This is a genomic window from Frankia sp. Mgl5 (assembly GCF_023242985.1).
Lineage (GTDB): Bacteria > Actinomycetota > Actinomycetes > Frankiales > Frankiaceae > Parafrankia > Parafrankia soli.
In genome coordinates this window covers 123,402-143,545 of record NZ_JALKFY010000002.1, presented here as the reverse complement: position 1 = coordinate 143,545, position 20,144 = coordinate 123,402, and the positions used below count along the sequence as shown (strand labels likewise).

Annotated in this window: 16 protein-coding genes and 1 pseudogene; 9 read left to right on the top strand and 8 right to left on the bottom strand. The window is 72.2% G+C overall.

From position 1 onward, the window contains the following. From MXD62_RS01850 to MXD62_RS01830, 5 genes are all read right to left on the bottom strand, one after another. A partial coding sequence (locus MXD62_RS01850; RefSeq protein ID WP_285223924.1) for an HlyD family efflux transporter periplasmic adaptor subunit occupies positions 1-2,416 on the bottom strand: 2,416 nt, incomplete at its 3' end. Then, a complete protein-coding gene (locus tag MXD62_RS01845; RefSeq protein ID WP_248827694.1) occupies positions 2,409-3,365 on the bottom strand; it encodes a DUF5666 domain-containing protein in 957 nt (318 codons plus the stop codon). The genes MXD62_RS01850 and MXD62_RS01845, both read right to left, overlap by 8 nt. Before the next feature lie 90 nt (positions 3,366-3,455). Then, on the bottom strand, positions 3,456-4,688 hold the full coding sequence (locus MXD62_RS01840) for an ABC transporter permease (RefSeq protein WP_248827693.1): 1,233 nt from the start codon (positions 4,686-4,688) through the stop codon (positions 3,456-3,458). Beyond that, positions 4,688-5,551 carry an ABC transporter ATP-binding protein gene (locus MXD62_RS01835; RefSeq protein ID WP_248827692.1) on the bottom strand — a complete coding sequence of 288 codons (864 nt, stop codon included), beginning with the start codon at positions 5,549-5,551 and terminating at the stop codon, positions 4,688-4,690. The genes MXD62_RS01840 and MXD62_RS01835 overlap by 1 nt, the downstream gene beginning before the upstream one ends. Position 5,552: 1 nt before the next feature. After that, positions 5,553-6,839 (bottom strand): efflux RND transporter periplasmic adaptor subunit, encoded by a 1,287-nt coding sequence (locus MXD62_RS01830; RefSeq protein ID WP_248827691.1) that lies wholly within the window; start codon positions 6,837-6,839, stop codon positions 5,553-5,555. 755 nt (positions 6,840-7,594) lie between these two features. On the opposite strand from MXD62_RS01830, the gene MXD62_RS01825 reads away from it, so the two are divergent. After that, positions 7,595-9,217: an MFS transporter gene (locus MXD62_RS01825; protein ID WP_248827690.1), complete on the top strand. Its 1,623-nt coding sequence runs from the start codon at positions 7,595-7,597 to the stop codon at positions 9,215-9,217. Further along, on the top strand, positions 9,214-9,900 hold the full coding sequence (locus tag MXD62_RS01820) for a TetR/AcrR family transcriptional regulator (protein WP_248827689.1): 687 nt from the start codon (positions 9,214-9,216) through the stop codon (positions 9,898-9,900). The genes MXD62_RS01825 and MXD62_RS01820 overlap by 4 nt, the downstream gene beginning before the upstream one ends. 75 nt (positions 9,901-9,975) lie before the next feature. Here the strand turns inward: MXD62_RS01820 and MXD62_RS40025 are convergent. Beyond that, positions 9,976-10,074, bottom strand: a pseudogene (locus MXD62_RS40025) (hypothetical protein); the annotation flags it as partial. A 72-nt stretch (positions 10,075-10,146) separates the two neighbouring features. Continuing rightward, the gene (locus MXD62_RS39590; protein WP_248827688.1) at positions 10,147-10,983 is read right to left on the bottom strand and encodes an IclR family transcriptional regulator; all 837 of its coding nucleotides are present in this window, start codon (positions 10,981-10,983) and stop codon (positions 10,147-10,149) included. 71 nt (positions 10,984-11,054) lie between these two features. On the opposite strand from MXD62_RS39590, the gene MXD62_RS01810 reads away from it, so the two are divergent. Both MXD62_RS01810 and MXD62_RS01805 read left to right on the top strand, forming a co-directional pair. Further along, positions 11,055-13,232 carry a malate synthase G gene (locus MXD62_RS01810; RefSeq protein WP_248827687.1) on the top strand — a complete coding sequence of 726 codons (2,178 nt, stop codon included), beginning with the start codon at positions 11,055-11,057 and terminating at the stop codon, positions 13,230-13,232. Further along, positions 13,229-13,660: a heme-binding protein gene (locus MXD62_RS01805; protein ID WP_248827686.1), complete on the top strand. Its 432-nt coding sequence runs from the start codon at positions 13,229-13,231 to the stop codon at positions 13,658-13,660. Before MXD62_RS01810 ends, MXD62_RS01805 begins: the two co-directional genes overlap by 4 nt. A gap of 15 nt (positions 13,661-13,675) precedes the next feature. Here the strand turns inward: MXD62_RS01805 and MXD62_RS01800 are convergent, their stop codons facing one another. Next, the gene (locus tag MXD62_RS01800) at positions 13,676-13,960 is read right to left on the bottom strand and encodes a hypothetical protein (protein WP_248827685.1); all 285 of its coding nucleotides are present in this window, start codon (positions 13,958-13,960) and stop codon (positions 13,676-13,678) included. A gap of 504 nt (positions 13,961-14,464) precedes the next feature. Between MXD62_RS01800 and MXD62_RS01795 the strand changes: the two genes are divergently transcribed. From MXD62_RS01795 to MXD62_RS01775, 5 genes are all read left to right on the top strand, one after another. Continuing rightward, positions 14,465-14,683, top strand: coding sequence for a hypothetical protein (locus MXD62_RS01795; RefSeq protein ID WP_071059652.1), 219 nt, complete (start codon positions 14,465-14,467; stop codon positions 14,681-14,683). Between the two features lie 92 nt (positions 14,684-14,775). Continuing rightward, on the top strand, positions 14,776-16,113 hold the full coding sequence (locus MXD62_RS01790; protein WP_248827684.1) for a PP2C family protein-serine/threonine phosphatase: 1,338 nt from the start codon (positions 14,776-14,778) through the stop codon (positions 16,111-16,113). Positions 16,114-16,363: 250 nt separating this feature from the next. Continuing rightward, the gene (locus tag MXD62_RS01785; protein ID WP_248827683.1) at positions 16,364-17,578 is read left to right on the top strand and encodes a glycosyltransferase; all 1,215 of its coding nucleotides are present in this window, start codon (positions 16,364-16,366) and stop codon (positions 17,576-17,578) included. Next, complete coding sequence (locus tag MXD62_RS01780) at positions 17,575-18,591, top strand: glycosyltransferase (RefSeq protein WP_248827682.1); 1,017 nt, start codon at positions 17,575-17,577, stop codon at positions 18,589-18,591. The genes MXD62_RS01785 and MXD62_RS01780 overlap by 4 nt, the downstream gene beginning before the upstream one ends. Then, on the top strand, positions 18,588-20,108 hold the full coding sequence (locus MXD62_RS01775; protein ID WP_248827681.1) for a glycoside hydrolase family 130 protein: 1,521 nt from the start codon (positions 18,588-18,590) through the stop codon (positions 20,106-20,108). The genes MXD62_RS01780 and MXD62_RS01775 overlap by 4 nt, the downstream gene beginning before the upstream one ends. Positions 20,109-20,144 lie beyond the last annotated feature (36 nt).

Here is a 20,144-nt window from a genome sequence, read left to right as displayed (position 1 = left end):
CCTCTGCTCCGCGCCGGGGGGGGGTGCGGTGTGTGTTTGTGGGGGCGGCGGCCCCCCCCCCCCCCCCCCCCCCGCCACCCCCGCCGGCACCGCCACCAGCGCCACCAGCGAAACCGCCGACGAAGCCGCCCCCGGGGCCACCGCTCGTGCCCCCGCCGCCGAGGAGCCCACCGCCGCCGTTGCCGTTGCCGAACAGCCCGCCGCTGGTGGAGGACCGGGCCGAGCCGCCTGAGGGCAGGTCGGCGTTGATGTCCGCGAGGACGACCTGGTCACCGGGCTGGAGTCCCGAGATCACCTCGGTGCGCTCGGGGCCCACCGCGCCGGTCTCCACCCGGACCGCCGTCGTCTTCCCGTCCTTCAGCGCGGTGACCGTGGCCAGCTGTCCGACCCGGTGCACGGCGGACGTCGGCACGGTCAGGACGTCCTTGACCTCCTTCACCGTGATCGACACGGTGGCGCCGGTGCCGTCGAAGAGCCGGGTGCTCGTCGGCTTCAGAACGATCCTGACGGGATAGGTCGTGGTCGAGCCGGTGGTGCTGTTCAGAGCGCCGATCGACGAGACGGTGCCGGTCAGCGGCTCCTTGACCCCGTCCACGGTGACGGTCGCCGGGTTCGACACCCTGACGGTGTCCACGGCGGACAGGGGGACCGTGGTGGTGATCTGCTTGTCGCCGTCCCCGAGCACCGTGATGGTGCCACTGGTCGAGAACGCGCCCACGGTGGCACCGGGGGCGAGCGAGATGGCGGCCACCGTCCCGCTGATGGGGCTGGTGAGCGCGGCCCCGTTCAGGTTCTGCTGGGACACGGCGACCTGCGCGACGGCCGCGTCGATGGCGGCCTGGTCCGCGGCGAGCTGTTCGGCGGTGGCGGGCTGGGCCGCGCGTGTTGTCATCGCCCCACCGCCCGAACCACCCGCCGTGCCGGCACCCGAGCCGCCGCCGGAACCGGAACCGGAACCGGCCAAGCCGCCGCCGCCCGCGCCGGAACCGGAACCGGAACCGGAACCCGCCGAGCCGGCACGATCGGACTCGGACGGAGCCGGGGTGGGCCGGGCATCGGATCCACTCGACGAGCCGGAGCCGGAGCCGGAGCCGGAGCCGGATGAGCCGTCGCCTGACGACTCACCGCGCGACGAGCCGCCGTCCGATGAACTGGGACTCGGCCGGGGAGTGGCGGTCACGGTCGGCTTCGGGGACGGCGCGGTCGAGGGGTGGCTTCCCAGGCCTGAGCCGCCCTGGCTCGGCGCGACCGTCCCACCGGTGACCGGGCTGGTCGTCCCACCGGGCTGCGGGCCGGTCGACGGAGTGACCTCAGGCCCGGCCGGTGCGCCGCCGGCGCTGTGCAGGGCGGCGACCGCCGTGTCGAGGTTGACCTTCGCCGAGGTCAGCCGGGACGCCAGGGTCGCCAGGTTCGACTCCCCCGACGCGCTGGAAGCGTCGCCGAACCGGGCGATGAGACCGCTGATCGCGCTCTGGCACCGCGTGACGTCGATGGTGCTGACCAGGCCGGCCTGCTGGATCGTGACCGTGTACACGGCGCCGGTGGCGAGACCGCTGAACGTGTAGGGACCAGTCCGGGTCGCGATCACCGTGCCGTTTCTGGTCAGGGTCACCGTGTCCTTGTCACCGACCGTGCCGCCGATCGTCCCGGCGCTGGCCGAGGAGTCGGCGGGGGTTGGCGTGGCCGTGTAGGAGATCGGTTCGGGCGGCGAGCCGCCGGTCACCGCGCAGCCACCGCCCCGGGCGGTCAGCGAGCCGAGATCGGCGCCGAGGTCGGTCAGGACGCCGTCGAGCGCCGACTGGGCGGCGACGACGTCCTGCTGGGCCGTGGTGACAGCGGTGCCGAGCGCGCTCGGCTTCGTGGATCCGTCGGCGGAGGCGCTGGCCAGTTGGACGCCGAAGGTCCCGGCGCCCGTGCCCGAGGACCCTGACGAGGCGTTCGCGAGCAGGCTGATCGTGGAGCCCGATGGCCCCGCCGCGCTCGACGATGCGGACGTCACAGCCGCGGTGGCGCCCTGCCCGCCTCCCGTGGACGTCTGGCCGGACGCGTCGTCGGTCAGTGTGAGCCGCGCGTTCGCCAGGTTCTGGTTCGCGGTGTTGAGCGCGCTCTGTAGCGCGGTCGGGTCCAGGTTCGCCAGGACCTGCCCGGCGCTGACCTGATCACCGATCTGCACCGGCACCCCGGTCACCGTTCCGCCGACCGGGAAGGAGAGCGTCGCCGTGTTGACCGTGCTCAGCGTCCCGACCGAGGTCAGCGTCTGGGTGACCGACGAGGTGGTCGCGGCGGCGAGCCGGTAGGACGGCCCGTCGTCAGCGGTGACCGCGAGACCCGTGCCGACGCCCGCCCCGACGAGCACCAGCGCCGCGACCCCGCCGACGGCAGCCTTACGGGGCCGGCGCAACACCTTGTCAGCCATTCGTGGTGCCCGTTCCGCCGGACCCACTGCCGCCCGCGTCAGAGCCCCGACCGCCGAAGCCCCCACCGAAGCCGGTGGCGCAGGCACCGTTCGTGGCTTCGCTCAGCGCGATCCGGGTGGCCGTGACGGTGCCGGTGTCGTCGGTGTCGCCGTTCGCGACCGCGCACTTCCCGACAGCCAGCTCGGTCGACGTCGCCGCGACCGACCGCGTGTACTTGGTGTCGCCGTCGACCAGCACCGTGTAGGTGACGGCCTTGTCGGTGCCGAAATCGGTGCCCGAGATGGTGATCGTGGAGCCGGACACCGAGGTCACCTTGCCGGTTACCCGACCGCCGAACCCGCCGCCGCCGAAGCCGCCCTGCCCGCCAGGTGCACCCTGCCCGTTCTGGCCGCCCTGCCCGTCCGGACCGCCGCTGGGGCGGGTCTGCGGCTGGCCACTCGGCTGGGGCTGACCGGTGGGCCGCGCCGCGGCGTTCGGCCCGGCGCAGGAACCGTCGGTCGGCTGGATGATCATCACCGTCGTCGCGGTGAAGGACGTGGGCATGGCGGTGGGCCGCGCCGAGGGCTGCGCGCCGGACCCGCCGGCCGGCGCACCCGACGCCTGCCCGCCCGCCGGCGCGCCCGACGGCCGGGCGCCGCCCGCCGGCATGTTCGCCGCGGTGACGCACACGCCTTCCTTCACGTCGCTGAGCGCCGCGGACGTTGTCTCGGTGAAGGTGGTGCTCTCGCCGTACTTCACCGCGATCTGCCCGGGCTGCTGGCTCTGCACCTGAATGGTGCCGGAGTCGACCTCCGCGATGAGCCCGGACGCGGGAGCCTCCGCTCCTGGCTGGCCGCCGCCCTGCCCGGGTGTGGCGCCGGCCTGGGTGGCGTCCGCCGTGGACGTCCCGGAGGAACCGCCGCAGCCGGCCAGCACGGTGACCAGCACGGCAGCGGAAGCGACAGCCACGGCCACGGAGCGTCGCGCCGGGTGGACGCCGATCGGTGACATGGAAAGCGGAACCTGGCCAGTCATGATGTTCGTCCTCGTCATGGGGGGCTAGTCGCTGCGGAGCGCGTCGATGGGAGCCAGCCGGGCGGCCCGGCTGGCGGGGTACACGCCGAAGGCGACGCCGATCGCGACCGCGACGGCCAACGAGCCGAGCACAGCCCACCAGACGATCGCCACCGGGTTGTCGATGAACTGGGGCAGCACCAGTGCGCCGCTGATGCCCAGCAGCGCGCCGATCGCTCCTCCGGCGAGGCTGAGCAGCGACGCCTCGATGAGGAACTGCCGCCGGATCGCCGCGGGCGGCGCGCCCAGCGCCTTGCGCAGCCCGATCTCGCGGGTGCGCTCGGTCACCGAGACAAGCATGATGTTCATGACGCCGATCCCACCCACCAGCAGGGACAGCGCCGCGATCCCGGCCAGCAGGGCGGTGAGCGTCCGGCTCACGGACGTCGCCGTGCTCAGCAGGGACTCCTGGGTGGTGATCGTGAAGTCCGCGCTGGACGAGTCCGTGATGCCGTGCTGGTTCAGGAGCAGACTCGTCGCCTCCTGGTAGGCCGCGGACAGGGTGGACTCCGAATGCCCCCTGATGTAGATCGAGGAGACCGAGGTGCGCGTCGTCCCGCCGAACAGGCGGCTCGCCCCGGTGGACATCGGCACGATCGCCTGGTCGTCGAGGTTGTTCGAACTGTCCGAGCCGGCCGAGACGAGCACTCCGACGACCGTGAACGGGATGTTGTTGATCGTCACGCTCTGACCTACCGGGCTGCGCCGGCCGAACAGCTCGGTGGCCGTATCCGCGGCGAGGACGGTGACCGCCGCGGACTGTGCGTCGTCCGTCGTGGTGATGAAGCGGCCCGCGCTGATGGAGCGGTTACGGACGGACAGCCAGGACGGGGTCGTGCCGACCACGGTCGTCGTCCAGTTCACCGAACCGTTCAGCACCGACATCGAGCTCTGTTTGACCGGGGCGACCCCCTCGATGTCGGGCGCGGAGGTCTTCGAGGCCAACGCGGCCGCATCGGCGACCGTGAGCGTCGACGCGGAGCCGAACCCACCGCGCACACCGGTGGAGCTGGTCGAACTGCCCGGCGAGACGATAAGCAGGTTGCTTCCCAGCGAGCTGATCTGCGATCCGACCTTGTCCTGGGCGCCCACGCCGAGGCCCACCGTGAGTACCACGGCGGCGATCCCGATCAGGATGCCGAGCACCGTCAGGCCGGAACGCAGCCGGTGGGTACGGATCGCGTCCACTCCGGTACGGAATGTCTCGAGCCACCCCATCAGCGGGTCGCCGCCTCGGCCGCCGAGGGGGCCGGGAGAGCCGGTGAGCCGGCCGCGGTGTCGGACTCGATCAGCCCGTCCCGGATCCGCACGACCCGGCGGGCCCGGTCGGCCACCTCCTGCTCGTGAGTGATCAGGACGATCGTCCGGCCCTGCTCGTGCAGCTCGTCGAAGAGGTTGAGCACATCCCTGGTCGCCGTCGAGTCCAGGTTTCCGGTGGGCTCGTCGGCGAGGATGAGGGACGGGTCGCCGACCAGCGCGCGGGCGACCGCGACCCGCTGCTGCTGTCCGCCGGAGAGCTCACCCGGGCGGTGCTCGATCCGGTCCGCGAGACCGACCCGGTCGAGCGCGGCGACGGCCCGGTGCCTGCGGAGCTCCCGCCGCTGGCCGCGGTAGACGAGCGGCAGTTCGACATTGCGCCACGCGGACAGCGACGGCAGCAGGTTGAACTGCTGGAACACGAACCCGATCCGACGGTTGCGGATCTCGGCCAGCTCGACCTCGGTCATCGCGCCCACGTCCTCGCCGGAGAGCCGGTAGGTCCCCGCGGTGAGCACGTCGAGGCAGCCGATGATGTGCATCAACGTCGACTTCCCCGAGCCGGACGGCCCGACGATGGCGACGTACTCGCCCTCGGCGATGCGGGCCGAGACGCCGCGCAGCGCGGCGACGTCCAGCGTTCCGGCACGGTAGGACTTGGCCACCTGGTCCAGCTCGATGACCGGAGCACCCGAACCCGAACCGGCACCGGCGTTCGGTCGGGGCCGCGTGACCGGAGTGGTCGGGGGTTCCGGGGGCTGCGCTGTCGCGGGTGGCTGGGCTGGTGTGCCGGCGGGTTCCCGCTCCGGCGGTCTCCTGGCCATGTCAGTTACCACCGACGCCGGAGAACGGGCCGCCGCCCTGGAACCCGCCCCCACCGGGACCGGCGCCACCGTAACCCTGGCCGCCGGTTCTGGTGCCCGTGCCCCCGCCCGATCCACCCGGACCGGCCGCCGCGCCCGGTACCTCGACGAGCACCTGGTCGCCTTCCGACAGGCCGGAGACGATCTGGGTGGAACCGCCGCCGGAGACTCCGGTCGTCACCTCCCGGGTCGTCGTCGTGCCCGACACGACACGGACGACGGACTTCCCGTTCTCCTGGCTGATGGCCGCCGTCGGGAGGACCAGGACGTCGCTCAGCTGCTTGTAGATCAGTGTCACGGTCGCGGTGTCGCCGGCGTGCAGCCCGCCGGGACTGCCGGTCACCTTGATCATTACCGGGAAACTCGCCGTCTGCCCGGAACTGGATGCGATCAGGCCGACCGAGGACACCGTCCCGTAGATCGTGCCGCCAGAACCGCCGGTGCCCGAGCCCGGCACGATCGTCGCCTGGTTGCCCTTCACGATCAGGCCGACGCTGTTGGAGTCGACGCTGGCGTTGACGATCCACGAATCGGTGCTGATAACCGTGATCTGCCCACTCGACGACGAGGTGGACGCGGTGGACGTCGCTCCCGAGCCGGCGGACGTCCCGCCGGAGGAACTCATCCCACCGGCCGAGGTGTCGGACCCGCCGCCGGAGGATCCGGAGCCGCTCCCGCTGGACGATCCCGACACCTGCTGACCCACCACGAGCGAGACGCTCACCACGACTCCGTTGACCGGTGACGTCATGGTCGCCCCGGCCAGCGCCGTCTGCGCCGCGGTGACCCCGTCGGTGGCGGTCGTGACTGACGCCCGATCGGCGGCGAGCTGCTCGCTGGACGCCCCCGCCGTCTGGTCGGAGGCCAGCTTCTCCTGACCGTTGGCCAACGTCAGCCTGGCCTGGGCGAGACTCGCCGCCAGCGACGCCGAGTCGATGGTCGCGAGTTGCTGCCCGGTGGTCACCGTGTCGCCCTCGCTCACCAGGACGCCGGTGACCTTGCCCGAAGCCGGGAAGGTCAGGTCAGCCTGAGTGGCCGGTGCGATCGTGCCGGTGGTGGAGATGGACTGCTTGATCGTCCCGGTCTCCGCGGTCACGGTCCGGGAGGTGACAGTCGCCGCCGCGTCCGAGGATCCACCGCGGCCGACCACATGGATGGTGATCCCCGCGGCGACGGCCACCACCACGATCACGACGGCCAGCGCGAACAGTGGCCGACGACGCACAGCCAGCCGGCCCACGGATGTCATCGCCGGGCACCTTCGGCCGGTGTCTGATTCTGCACGCCCGCGAGCATTTCGGGGGTACCTGTGCGCAACCCGTGCGGAATCTATGCGCAGGCTATGAATAACCAGGCCAATTGTCTACTGCATGGATTTCCATTGATCGATCCATGCGTACACGAATGATTCCCGATCATCTGGTGGGTCCGCACGAAACGCGGTTGTCTCGCGGAGGCGACGGGTATGCCTCGCGTGCAGTCAGGCCGGAACTTCCTCGACGGCTCGTATGCAATGCACCGGGGGGAGCAGACATGGCGCACCGGAAGATTTCGAAATGCCCGCTGCTGATCGCCGCCGCCGCGGTGGGCTCGGTTCTGTTCGCGGTTCCCGCACAGGCCGCTCCGCCTGCCCATGTCACCGGCGCCGCGTACGGGTGTTACTGGCGTCATGTGGATGGTCACTGGGTCTGGGAGAACGGACAGCGGCACTGGGTTCCCCCGCGGTCCGTCAGGGTCTGCGGGTAAGCGAAAACGATCGCCACACCCACACCCACACCCACGCACAGGACGCCGCCTGCCGGCCACGCCGCCGGCAGGCGGCAGGCGGCGATCTCGTCCGCTTCCGTCGTTGAGCGGGATCCACAACATCGCGCCCAGTGCCACCCACGTCCCCAACAATGTTCACACCGAGCGTGAGCTGCGGGTACAGGTTGCGTCAGGCCTTGTCTTCGTTCGATGTCTTCCTATGATGACATCAAGCGATGACCAGACTGGGGGCACGACGTGCGCGCGGAGCGAGACATCATCCAGCCGAGGACGTCCGCTGACGAGGCCACGGGCGAGGCGGCGGACGAAGTCGCGGAGCCGAAGCCGCCGGGCCCCACCGCGGTGGCTCGGCCGTCCGGCGGAGGGGGGCCGCACCCCCGCCCGGGCATGTTGCTGGGCGTGCTCGTCTACTGCGGGCTCGTGATCGCCGTCATCGGGACGCTGGGCACACCGCTGATCCCGACGATCGCGGCCGCCCAACACGTCTCGCTGGACAGCGCCCAGTGGCTGCTCACCCTCACACTGCTGACCGGCGCCGCGTCCACTCCGCTGATCGGGCGTCTCGGCGACGGGCCGCACCGGCGGACCGTGCTGCTCGCCGGCCTGGGCGCCGTCGCGGTCGGCTCCGTTCTCTCCGCCACCGCGAACGGCTTCGCGCAGCTGCTGGTCGGGCGGGGCCTGATGGGCGTCGGGATGGGCCTGATGCCGCTGGCGCTGGCGGTGGCGCGTGACCTGCTGCCCCCGCACAAACTGGCTCCGGGGGTCGCCGCCCTGTCCATCACGGTCGCGACCGGCGCCGGCCTCGGCTACCCGCTGAGCGGGCTGCTCGCGGACACGTTCGACTACCACGCCGGGTTCTGGGTCGCCGCCGCGCTGGCGGCTGCCGCGATGGCGGCCGTGCTCGTGGTCGTCCCGGGCCGGGTGAGCGCGCGGACCGCCCGTGGGCGGGTCGACCTGCGGGGCGCGGTGCTGTTCGCCGCGGCGCTGAGCCCGGTGCTGCTCGCGCTGAGCGAGGGCGAGTCGTGGGGCTGGCTGTCACCGGCGGTCATCGCGCTGCTCGTGGGTGGCATCGGCTGCGGGGTGGCCTGGGCCCTGGTCGAGCTGCGGACGGACAACCCGCTGATAGAGCTGAAGTACCTGGCGGCGCGGCCGGTGCTCATCGCCGACGTGTGCGCGGCGCTGGCCGGCTTCGGCATGTTCAACGCGATGACGTTGATCAACCGGCTGGCGCAGGCCCCGACCTCGACCGGCTACGGCTTCGGCGCGTCACCGGCCGTGCTCGGCCTGGTGATCCTGCCCCTGTCGGCCGGGACGGTGCTGGCCAGCCGGTGGTCGCGCTGGCTGGGCCCGCGCACCGGCGGTGGGCGGGGCCTGCTGTTGTGCGGCCTGATGGCGGTCGCCCTCGCCCTGTTCGGCCTGGCCGTCAGCCACGACCACCTCGTCGAGCTGGGCGCGGCCACGTTCCTGTTCGGGGTCGGCATCGGACTGGCCTTCGCCGCGATGCCCGCCCTGATCATGGAAGCCGTCCCGCCGCACGAGACGGGCAGCGCGACCAGCTTCAACCAGGTGCTGCGCACGGCTGGCGGCTCGGTGGGAAGCGCGCTCGGCGCGGCGCTGCTCGCCGCCCACACACCGGCCGGTTCGGTCGAGCCGACCAACAGCGGGTACACGACGGCGTTCGTCGTGGCCGGCGGGGTCTGCGCGCTGGCCGCGCTCGCGGCACTGGCCCTGCCCGGCACCCCGTCCGCGGCGACCCGCCCGATGGGGGCGGCGCGCCGGACGGAACTGGAGACGATGGAGGAGGAATCGGCGGGCTCCACCGCCGCGGGACTCGTCATGGCGGAGGATGTCCGGTCATGAACACAACTCGGCGGCGCGACGCCGCGCGCAGCCGCCAGGCGCTGCTGGCCGCGGCGGCCGACCTGTTCGCCGAGCGCGGCTACGCGGGGACGGCGATCCGGTCGGTCGGCGACCGCGCCGGCGTCGACCCGGCGCTCATCGCTCGCTACTTCGGCGGCAAGGAGGGCCTCTACCAGGCCGTTCTCGCCGCCGACCCGCTCATCGAACAGTCCGCTCCGAGTGTGGGCGGCCCACCGGCCGCCCCGCACGCACCGGTGCCGGCCACATCCGGGGACGACGGGGCCGGGGCCGACGGGGCGGCCGGGGCGGTCGCCGGTCCTCCGGACGAGTCGGCGGCGAGCCCGCTGGCGACAGTGCACGGGTTGGTGGACCGGGCGTTCGACAAGTGGACGTCGACCGGCGTGAGCGCCGCCGCCCAGAACGTCTTCCGCCGGGAGGTCGACGACGCCGCGCGCCAGGCGACCCGCGAGCGGCTCGACACCGTGCTCGAGCCGCTGCGCGGCGCGGCCGACAGCCCCGACCCGCAGCTGGCCGCCGAGCTGGCTGTCGCCGTGCTGTTCGGGGTCGGCGTCGCCCGGGACGCCGGGACGCTGACCCGGCTGTCCGCGGTGTCGGTCGACGAGCTGCGCGCCCCCCTGACCGCGGCCCTCGTGGCCGCGCTGGGCATCACGGACTGCCAGTAGAGGCAACCCGACGGTGCGGAGCTCAGAGCATCGCACCCGGGGTGAGGATGCCGAGCGGGTCGAGGGCGTCCTTGAGACGAACAGCTTGGTCAGCGAGAGGCCGGCGACGTCCTTGAGCCGCGGGCCGCCGATCGAGCAGATCTCGAACGAGGACGGGTCCGGTGGATACCACAGCATCTTCCAGTTTATGGAAAAATTGTTCCGCGATATGAACAGTGCCGTAGCCCTGCCGTCAACGGTCCGGGGTCAGTCCCGCAGGTCTCCGGCCAGCCGGGACGCCGCCGCCCGCAGCAGCCCGACCGCGCGCTCGACCAGCTCGTCGGTCATCCGCGCCGTCGGCCCGGACACCGAGACCGCGACACCCGGCGCGCTCGCCGGGTCGAGGGCGATGGCCACGCAGCGCACGCCGATCTCCTGCTCCTGCTCGTCGAGCGCGTAACCCCGCTCGCGGATGCGGCGCAGCTCCGCGCGCAGCGCCGTCTCGGTGCCCACCGTGTGCGCCGTGTACCGCGGCAGCCCGCGGCTGCGGATGATCCCGAGTGCCTCGTCGTCGTCCAGCTGTGCGAGCAGTACCTTGCCCACGCCGGTCGAGTGCAGGTCGACCCGCCGCCCGACCTCGGTGAACATGCGCATCGCGTACCGCGACGGCGCCTGGGCGACGTACTCGGCCTGGTCGCCGGAGAGCACGGCCAGGTTGGCCGTCTCGCCCAGCTCGGCGACGAGGTCGTGCAGCACGCCGGACGCGTTGGCGCCGACCATCGCGTTCGCGCGGGCGCCCAGCGGAACGAGCCGGAAGCCGAGCGCGTAGCTGCGGTCGGGCAGCTGCCGCAGGTACCCGCGCTCGACCATGGTGCGCAGCAGCCGGTGCACGGTCGGCGTCGGCAGCTGCGCGCGCGCCGCGACCTCGGCCATGGGAAGCCGGCCGCCGGCCGCCGCGAGGATCTCGAGCAGGTCCAGCGCGCGGTGCACCGACTGCACCCCGGGCACGGCCGGCCCCTGTGACGAGGCGGCCTCCGGCGGGCCGGCCTGTGTTGCCGCGGCCTGTGTTGCCGCACCCTGCGGTGACGCGGCCTGTGTTGACACCGTCCAACATCCCTCGGTAGCGTCCGATAAGCGAAAAGGCTATTTCACCATACGAAATTCGGGATGGGCTAGTGCCTGACTACATCGACGTCGTCGGACTGCGCGTCGCCAGCGAGCTGCACCAGTTCGTCGCCGAGGAGGCGCTGCCCGGGTCGGGTGTCGACCAGGCCACGTTCTGGGCCGGCGCCGCGGAGATCATCAACGAGCTGACCCCGCGCAACCGGGAGCTGCTCGCGCGGCGCGACGAGCTCCAGCAGGCTGTGGACGACTACCACCGGCACACCCCGGGCCGGCCGGCGCAGAGCGACTACGCCGAGTTCCTGACCTCCATCGGCTATCTGCTCGACGAGCCCGCGCCGTTCACCATCACCACCGACGGCGTGGACGACGAGATCGCGACCCAGGCCGGCCCACAGCTGGTGGTGCCGCTGCTCAACGCGCGGTACGCGGTCAACGCCGCCAACGCCCGGTGGGGCTCGCTCTACGACGCCCTGTACGGCAGCGACGTCATCGACGCGACGGACGGCAAGGAGCGCGCCGGCGGCTACAACCCGGCCCGCGGCGCCGCGGTCATCGCCCGGGTCCGGGAGATCCTCGACCGGAGCTTCCCGCTGGCCAGCGGCTCGCACGCGGACGCGACCCGGTACGCGGTCGACACCGACGGGCTCGTCGTCACCGTCGACGGGGCCGCCGTCCGACTGGCCGACCCCGCGCTGTTCGTCGGCTTCCGCGGCGAGGGCGACGAGCCGACGGCCGTCCTGCTGACCCATCACGGGCTGCACGTCGAGATCCAGGTCGACCGGAACCACCCGGTCGGGGCGGGCGACCGCGCGGGCGTCAGCGACGTCGTCGTCGAGGCCGCCGTCACCACGATCATGGACCTGGAGGACTCGGTCGCGGCCGTCGACGCCGCGGACAAGGTGCTCGGCTACCGCAACTGGCTGCAGCTCATGCAGCGCCGGCTCACCGCCGAGGTGGACAAGGGCGGCCGCACCTTCACCCGGGTCCTCGCCGCCGACCGCGAGTACACGACCGCCGACGGCGGCACCGTCACCCTGCCCGGCCGGTCGATGCTGCTCATCCGCCAGGTCGGGCTGCTGATGACCACCGACGCGGTACTCGACCGCGACGGCCGGCCGGTGCCCGAGGGCATCCTCGACGCGCTGGTCACCGGCCTGGGCAGCGTGCACGACCTGCGTGGCGACACCGCCGGCGGCAACTCCCGCACCGGCTCGGCGTACGTGGTCAAGCCCAAGCTGCACGGCCCGGACGAGGTCGCCTTCACCGTCGAGCTGATGTCCCGCGTCGAGCGCCTCCTCCAGCTCCCGCCGGCGACGATCAAGCTCGGCATCATGGACGAGGAACGCCGCACCTCGGTCAACCTCAGGCGCTGCGTGTACGAGGCCCGGGACCGCGTCGTCTTCATCAACACCGGGTTCCTGGACCGGACCGGCGACGAGATCCACACCTCGATGCTCGCCGGGCCGATGGTCCGCAAGGCCGCCATGCGCGAGGCGACGTGGATCCGCGTCTACGAGGACAACAACGTCGACGCCGGCCTCGCCCTCGGTTTCCCCGGGCGGGCGCAGATCGGCAAGGGCATGTGGGCCGCGCCGGACAATCTGGCCGACATGATGACGCAGAAGATCGGGCACCCGCTGGCCGGCGCGTCCTGCGCCTGGGTGCCCTCGCCCACCGCCGCGGCGCTGCACGCACTGCACTACCACGAGGTCTCCGTGGCGGACCGGCAGCGCGAGCTGGCCGGCCGCCGCCCGGCCGACCGGCTGGAGCTGCTCACCGTCCCGCTCGCGGAACCGGCGGCCGCCTGGTCGCCGGAGGAGGTCGCCGCCGAGGTCGACAACAACGTCCAGGGCGTGCTCGGCTACGTGGTGCGCTGGGTCGAGCTCGGCATCGGCTGCTCCAAGGTGCCCGACCTGACCGGCACACCCCTGATGGAGGACCGCGCCACCTGCCGCATCTCCTCCCAGCACGTGGCCAACTGGCTGCGGCACGGCATCGTCTCCCGCGAGCAGGTCGAGGAGTCGCTGCGCCGGATGGCCGCGCTCGTCGACGCGCAGAACGCCGGCGAGCCGGGGTACCGGCCGATGGCCCCGGCCTTCGAGGAGCTGGCCTTCGCCGCCGCGCGGGCGCTGCTGCTCGAGGGCGCCGACCAGCCGAACGGCTACACCGAACCGCTGTTGCACGAGCACCGGCGCGCCCAGAAGAACAAGGAGATGGTCCGCTCATGACGGCGCTGCCGCTGGATGTGGCCCGACAGATCGTCACCGCGGCCCGGGCCGCGGGGCGCGAGCACGGTCTCAAGCCGCTCACGGTGGTCGTGCTGGACGCCGGCGGCCATGTCGTCGCCGTCGAGCGGGAGGATGGCGCGTCGACGAAGCGGTTCGAGATCGCCTTCGGCAAGGCGCACGGTGCGGTGGCCTTCGGCCTCGGCAGCCGGGCGCTCATGGCACGCGCCGAGCAGCAGCCGTACTTCATCGCGGCCGCGACGTCCGCCATCGGCGGCGCCCTGGTGCCGGTGCCGGGCGGCGTGCTCGTGCGTTCCGCCGACGGCGAGCTGGTGGGCGCCGTCGGTGTCTCCGGCGACACGTCGGACAACGACGAGCTGGCCGCCGTCGCCGGCATCGAGGCGGTCGGGCTCAGCCCGCAGACCGGCTGAGGAGCCGCCGGCCGGTCAGGACGGGACCCGCACCGCGTAGACCTGCTCGTGGTCCGCGGGCGTCCACATCCAGCCGGCGCCCATGCCCGAGCCCAGCATGTGAGCCGCGTTCACCCGGTACGGCTCCTCGGGGTTGGTCATTCCCCAGCGTTGCGCGATCGTGTGGGCGGCGTCGCGCGCGACGGAAACGGCCTGCTGTTCGTCAACATACACTCCGATAATCATCAGCGCAGGGTCCTCAATCATGCCGCATTCGATGCAGCCCACCTTGCAGACGAGCCAGTTGACCTTTCCGCTCACTGGAACTCCCTTCTGCGGCGCCCGCCGGCACTGGCCACGACAGGACTGCAGGAACAGCCCGCAGCGGCCTCAGGAAAGAGCCCAGCCAGCACCATGAACCGACTCTAGCAAGGAATCCGCCCGACCCCGGGGCCGGCTACTTTCCTTCCCCTCCGAGAGGACCACCTCATGGGCCCACCCGATCGAAGGCCCGCGCCGACCAGATCTCAACCCTGAAACCTCGCGCCAGGAGATCGAAACAAAGAGCATCAAAACAACTGGCATCTTAACTACCTCGAAGATTTCCCGGCGAGATCACCGCGCGCCCCGGAGTGACCACCGTGCTCTCCTCGCCTCCCACGGCTCCGGGATCGGCTCGCACCCTGGCACCGGCTCCGGGCCCGGTTCGCCAGCCCCGTGAGCACACTTCGCCACCAGCCGTGAGCCGCGGAAATGGGTTGCCGTCCGGAAAATCGGGCAGGCCCCATGCGACTGGATAGCGCGCCATGAGCTGGAAGCAACGATGTGACGATTTTCGAGGCTCTGACCACGGGCCTGAACGACACTGATCGGAACCTGACCCTCGACGTGATCCGGCAGAGTTTCGACGATGGCCAGGCAGCCGCGCGGCAAGGACGTCCACACCGCAACGTCGAGGAGATCACCCGGCGGCGCCGGTCCGCCCAGTCCTCCCGGCCGACGGTCGTCGGCGACCGCACGGAGGCGGCACGGTGCGGTGCCTGATGCGGCCGACGGACGGTTTACGGCAGCTGGCGTAGGCCACGAAGCCACCGACTTTTTGCCGTGGAGCAGAATCACGCGGTTAGGCTTGCGGGGTGGACAACTCACCGGCACCGGAGAGAACCGGGCCGGCACGTGACGCGGACCCCGATCACGCCGCTTCGGTGTTGCTCCACGCCGAGCCGGAGGAGCCCTTCGACCGGCTGACCCGCCTGGCGGCAGTCATGCTCGGCGCCCCGTTCGCCTTCGTCATGGCGATGGACGACGGGCGTTCCTACTGGAAGTCCCGTGCGGGCACGGCAGCGGGCGACCTCACCGGTTGGCAGATCACAGCGGCAGACAGCCTCTGCCGCCTGGCGATCGGCACGGGTCGGCCGCTGGTCGTGCCCGACGCCGGCCGCGACGATCGCGTCCGGGGTGATTCGTTCGTCCGGTCGGCCGGTATCAGGGCATGGGCCAGCTTCCCTCTCAGCGATCCGAGCGGCCGCACGCTCGGTGCCTTCGGGGCGGCAGATGTCCGCCCCCGGCTCTGGACGGCCCGCGACCTCGAACTGCTGGAGACCCTCGCCCAGGCCGTTTCGAGCGAGATCGCGCTGCGTCACGTGGCGGCGGCAGCGACCGCGCTGGCCCGGACTCTCCAGCAGAGTCTCCTCCCCCCGGAGGTTCCGGAGATCCCCGGCCTGGAGGTCTCGGCCCGCTACCGCCCGGCGGGCGAAGGCGCGGAGGTCCTGGGCGATTTCTTCGACGTTTTCCAGACCGGCCGTACCAGTTTCGGCGTGGTTCTGGGCGATGTCGCCGGCAAGGGCGTCGAGGCGGCCAAGGTGACCGCGCTGGCGCACTACACCATCCGGGCGGCGGCGAGTCGCACCCGTGATCCGGCCGCCATTCTGAACCAGCTCAACCGGGCGCTGCTCACCCAACATCCCGACAGTGAGCGGTTCCTCACCGTCGCATACATGGCCGTGGACCGGTCCCGGCGAAATCGGACCCTGGCCCTCTGTTCAGCCGGGCACACTCCGGTTCTGCTCCGCGGGCGCGACGGCACGGTGACCCCCATCGGCTCCCACGGCCTGGTGCTCGGCGTCTTCGAGGACCCGGAGCTCACCACCAGCCGGCCGAGATTCGGTCCCGGTGACACCATCCTGCTCTACACGGACGGCGTCACCGAGGCCCGCCGTGGGAACGACCAGTACGGCGATGATCGGCTGCGGGCGCTGCTCGCGGCCACCGATCCGGCCGCCGGCCGCCTCACCGCGACGATCGAGGCGGCGGTGCTTGATTTTGCCGACGGACCGCCCCAGGACGATATTGCCATCCTCGCAATCCACTTCCCGGATATCTCGTCCGTGGCGATGAAAACGGTCCGCTCGAGGCTGCGGGCCCGGCGGCGACCACGGCGGCCGTTCACGCGCCGTGGCACGCCGACCGGGTGAAAGGCCCCGGCCAGGGCGGCGGACGACGGGCCGCCGAAACTGTCCAGACCCGACAGTGAGTGGTGCCGGCCGGTCCCCCGGTTGCTTTCGATATTTTCGAAGACTATAAATGGGTTAACACTCGACAAGGTTGAGTGTCAACCTCCGGCGCGACGGGTGCCCGGGTCATGACCCGATCATCATGTTCGTTTTGGGCCCCGCTGGCGGCCGGCACTCCTCCACACGGCTCAAGCCTGGGAGGAATCAGTTCGTGCCCCTGCGTTATGGCTTCCTCAGTACCTATCCGCCCACCCAGTGCGGTCTCGCGACCTTCACTGCCGCCCTGTTCAACGAGCTGAACAGTCCAGCGCCCGGTGCGTCCAGTGGGGTGGTGCGCCTCCTGGACGCCACCGACCGAGCCGGTGCCACGGCCGAGCCGGCCGCACCGCTGACCCGATCACCCGGTCGATCCGGGCGGCCCGACCAGTCGATCCTGGTCGGAGATCTCGTCGCCGACACACCGGGCGGTCCCCGTGCGGCGGCGCGGCTGTTGAACGGCTTCGACGTCGCCGTGGTGCAGCACGAGTACGGCGTGTACGGAGGTCCGGACGGCGACGAGGTGCTCGCGGTGCTCGGCGCCCTCGACGTTCCGGTGATCGTCGTCCTGCACACCGTGCTGGTGAAACCGACGCCGTACCAGCGGCACGTCCTGGAGTCCGTGGTCGCGTCGGCGGACGCGGTGGTCGTGATGACCGAGACCGCGCGGGTCCGGCTCGTCGAGGGTTTCCAGGTCCATCCACGACGGGTGGTGGTCATCCCGCACGGCGCGGCGGACAACCGCCGGGCGCCCACGGAGCACAGCGGCGGGCCGATCATCCTCACCTGGGGCCTGATCGGGCCCGGGAAGGGCATCGAGTGGGGCATCGCCGCGATGGCGGACCTCGCCGACCTCGATCCCGCCCCGCACTACGTCATCGCGGGCCAGACCCATCCGAAGGTCCTCGCCAGGGAGGGCGAGGCGTACCGGGAGGGGCTGGCCGCCCGGATCCGCGACCTCGGCCTGACCGGCTCGGTCAGCTTCGATGATCGCTACCTGGATCCGGTGTCCCTCGCGGGGCTCGTGCGCCAGGCCGACGTCGTCCTGTTGCCGTACGACTCGGTCGACCAGGTGACCTCCGGTGTCCTCATCGAGGCGGTCGCCGCGCTGCGGCCGATCGTCGCCACCCGGTTCCCGCACGCGGTCGAGCTCCTCGGCGACGGCAGCGGACTGCTCGTGCCGCACCGGGACCCGGCGGCCATCGCCGCCGCGGTGCGCCGCATAACGACAGACGAGACGGTGAGCGCCGGCCTGGCCAGCGCCGCGGCCGCGCAGGCCCCCGACCTGCTGTGGCCGGCGGTCGCCGACCGCTACCGGCGGCTGGCCGCCGGACTGGTCGCCCGCACCGGGAGCCGGCCGTCGACCGCGCCCGTGCCGGTGGCCCGGTGAGCTCCGCGATCTCGTTCGATCACCTGTTCCGGCTCACCGACGGCATCGGACTGTTCGAGCACGCCCTCGGTTCGGTGCCACGCCGGGAGCACGGCTACTGCGTGGACGACGTCGCGCGCGGGCTGGTCGTCCTCACCCGCGAGCCATCGCCCGGGGTGGACCTGGTGCGGCTGTTGGAGCGCTACCTCGCCTTCGTGCTGGCCGCGCAGGCGGTGGACGGCGCCGTCCACAACCGGCGGGACAGCGACGGGCGGTGGCGGGACGATCCAGACCTCGGTGACTGCTGGGGCCGGGCGCTCTGGGGGCTGGGCACCGCGGCCGCCTCCGCGCCGACCCGGCGGTTGCGCGCCTCGGCGCGGGCCGGCTTCCTCGCCAGCGCGGGGCGCCGCTCGCCCTGGCCACGGGCCATGACGTTCGCCGCGCTCGGTGCCGGAGAGGTGCTGCTCGCCCATCCGGACGACGAGCCGGCGCGCGCGTTGCTCACCGCCGCCGTCGAGGTGATCGGACCGGTCGGCGCCAACCCGAGCTGGCCGTGGCCGGAGCCCACCCTGCGCTACGCCAACGGGGCCGTCCCGGAGGCACTGATCCTCGCCGGCATGTGCCTGCCCGACAAGGTGGTGCTCGCGGACGGTCTGCGGCTGTTGGCGTGGCTGCTCCAGGTGGAGACCCGTGGCGGGAACCTGTCCCCGACCCCGGTCGGCGGTCGGCGGCAGGGGGGAGATCCCGGGCCCGGTTTCGACCAGCAGCCCATCGAGGCCGCGGCGATCGCGGACGCCTGCGCCCGCGCCCACGCGGCGACCGGACGGAAAAGATGGCTGACCGGCCTCGGCCGCGCCCACGGGTGGTTCCTCGGGGACAACGACAGCTCGATGGCGTTACTCAACCCCGACACCGGTGGCTGTTACGACGGCCTCGAGCCCGGCGGCCGCAACCTCAACCAGGGTGCCGAATCGACGCTCGCCCTGCTCTCCACGACCCAGCACGCCCGCCGTCTCCTGGCATCGACGCCTTGACCGGCAGCACCCGGGCCACAGCTGTCGGGTCGGCCCGGAACGACCTGGTCACGCGGCACCCGCTGGGGCTCTCCCCGAACAGCGACCGGGTCATCGCGAAGCTTTTCCTGCCCGGTGAGGAGGGCAGCCAGCCGCACTCCCGGGCCGCCGGCATCGTGGCCCGCGCGCTCGCCCTGCCCGAGCGGGAGGTCGACAGCCTGGTCGCCGACCTCCTCGAACGGTTCGAGCCGCGCCACCGGGATTACCGGGGCATCCTCGCGCGGCACGCAGCGGTGGTGGCTCCACGGGTGCTGGTGCCCGCGGAGCTCTCCGCGGCGCGCACCCTGCTGCTCGGCGCGTGCTTCACCGCCGAGTACGCGGTGGAGGGCGCGGCCGTCACCAACCCCTCGGCGGTGCCGCACCCCGACCAGTCCGGGCTGCCGTCCGGCACGCTGCGACTGGCGTTGAGCCTGCGCGCCGTCGGGGAGGGCCATCTGTCCTCGATCGGCTTCGCCGTCGCAGTGATCGGTCCGGGCCCGGCGGTGCGCCTGGAGCCGCGGACCGGCCCACTCACCACCGGCGTCGCCGTACCCGTCGAGTGGGAGGCCGCCCGGCTGCGCGCCGTGCTCACCGAGCACGGGCTCGACGACGAGGTCACCCGGGCCGTCCTCCAGGGCCTGGACCCACGGCGGCCCGGCGGTGAACCCGACCCCGATCTCTCCCGTGCCTTCGCCGCGGTTCCCCCCGACCTGCTCCGCCGCCCCCAGGCACCCGGGATCCTCGCCGGGATCCGCTCGATCGCCGGATCATTGCGGCGGGTCGAGTTCCCACCCGACAGCGCCCTGCCACAACGGGTGCTGTGGCCCACCGTCACCAGCGAGAGCAACGGCATGGAGGACGCGCGATTCGTCCGGTTCACCGCGCCGGACGGAACCGCGGACTACCGGGCCACCTACACCGCCTTCGACGGCACGGACATCTCCCCGCGGCTACTCACCAGCCCCGACCTGCGGGTCTTCACCACCGCACCGCTCGCCGGCCCGGCCGCCCGCAACAAGGGCATGGCGCTGTTCCCCCGGCTGGTCGACGGTCGCCGCCTCGCGCTCTGTCGCTCCGACGGCGAGTCCACCGGTCTGACCGCATCGGACGACGGCCAGGTGTGGGGGCCGGCGCGTCCGCTCCACGGACCACGGGTCGCCTTCGAACTGCTCCAGGTGGGCAACTGCGGCTCCCCGGTCGAGACGTCCGCGGGCTGGCTCACGCTCACCCACGGCGTCGGGCCGATGCGGACGTACACCATCGGCGCGATCCTGCTTGATCTCGAGGACCCGGGAAGGGTGGTCGCGGCGCTGCCCGAACCACTGCTCGCCCCGACCGGGCAGGAGAGCGCGGGCTATGTCCCCAACGTCGTCTACTCCTGCGGCAGCCTGATCCACGACGGTCTGCTGTGGCTGCCGTACGGGATCGGCGACACCCGGATCGGGATGGCCAGCGTGCCCGTCGACCGGCTCCTCGCGCGAATGGTTCCCACCGGGTGACCAGCCCGCGGGGCGGCGGGATCAACCGAATCCAGC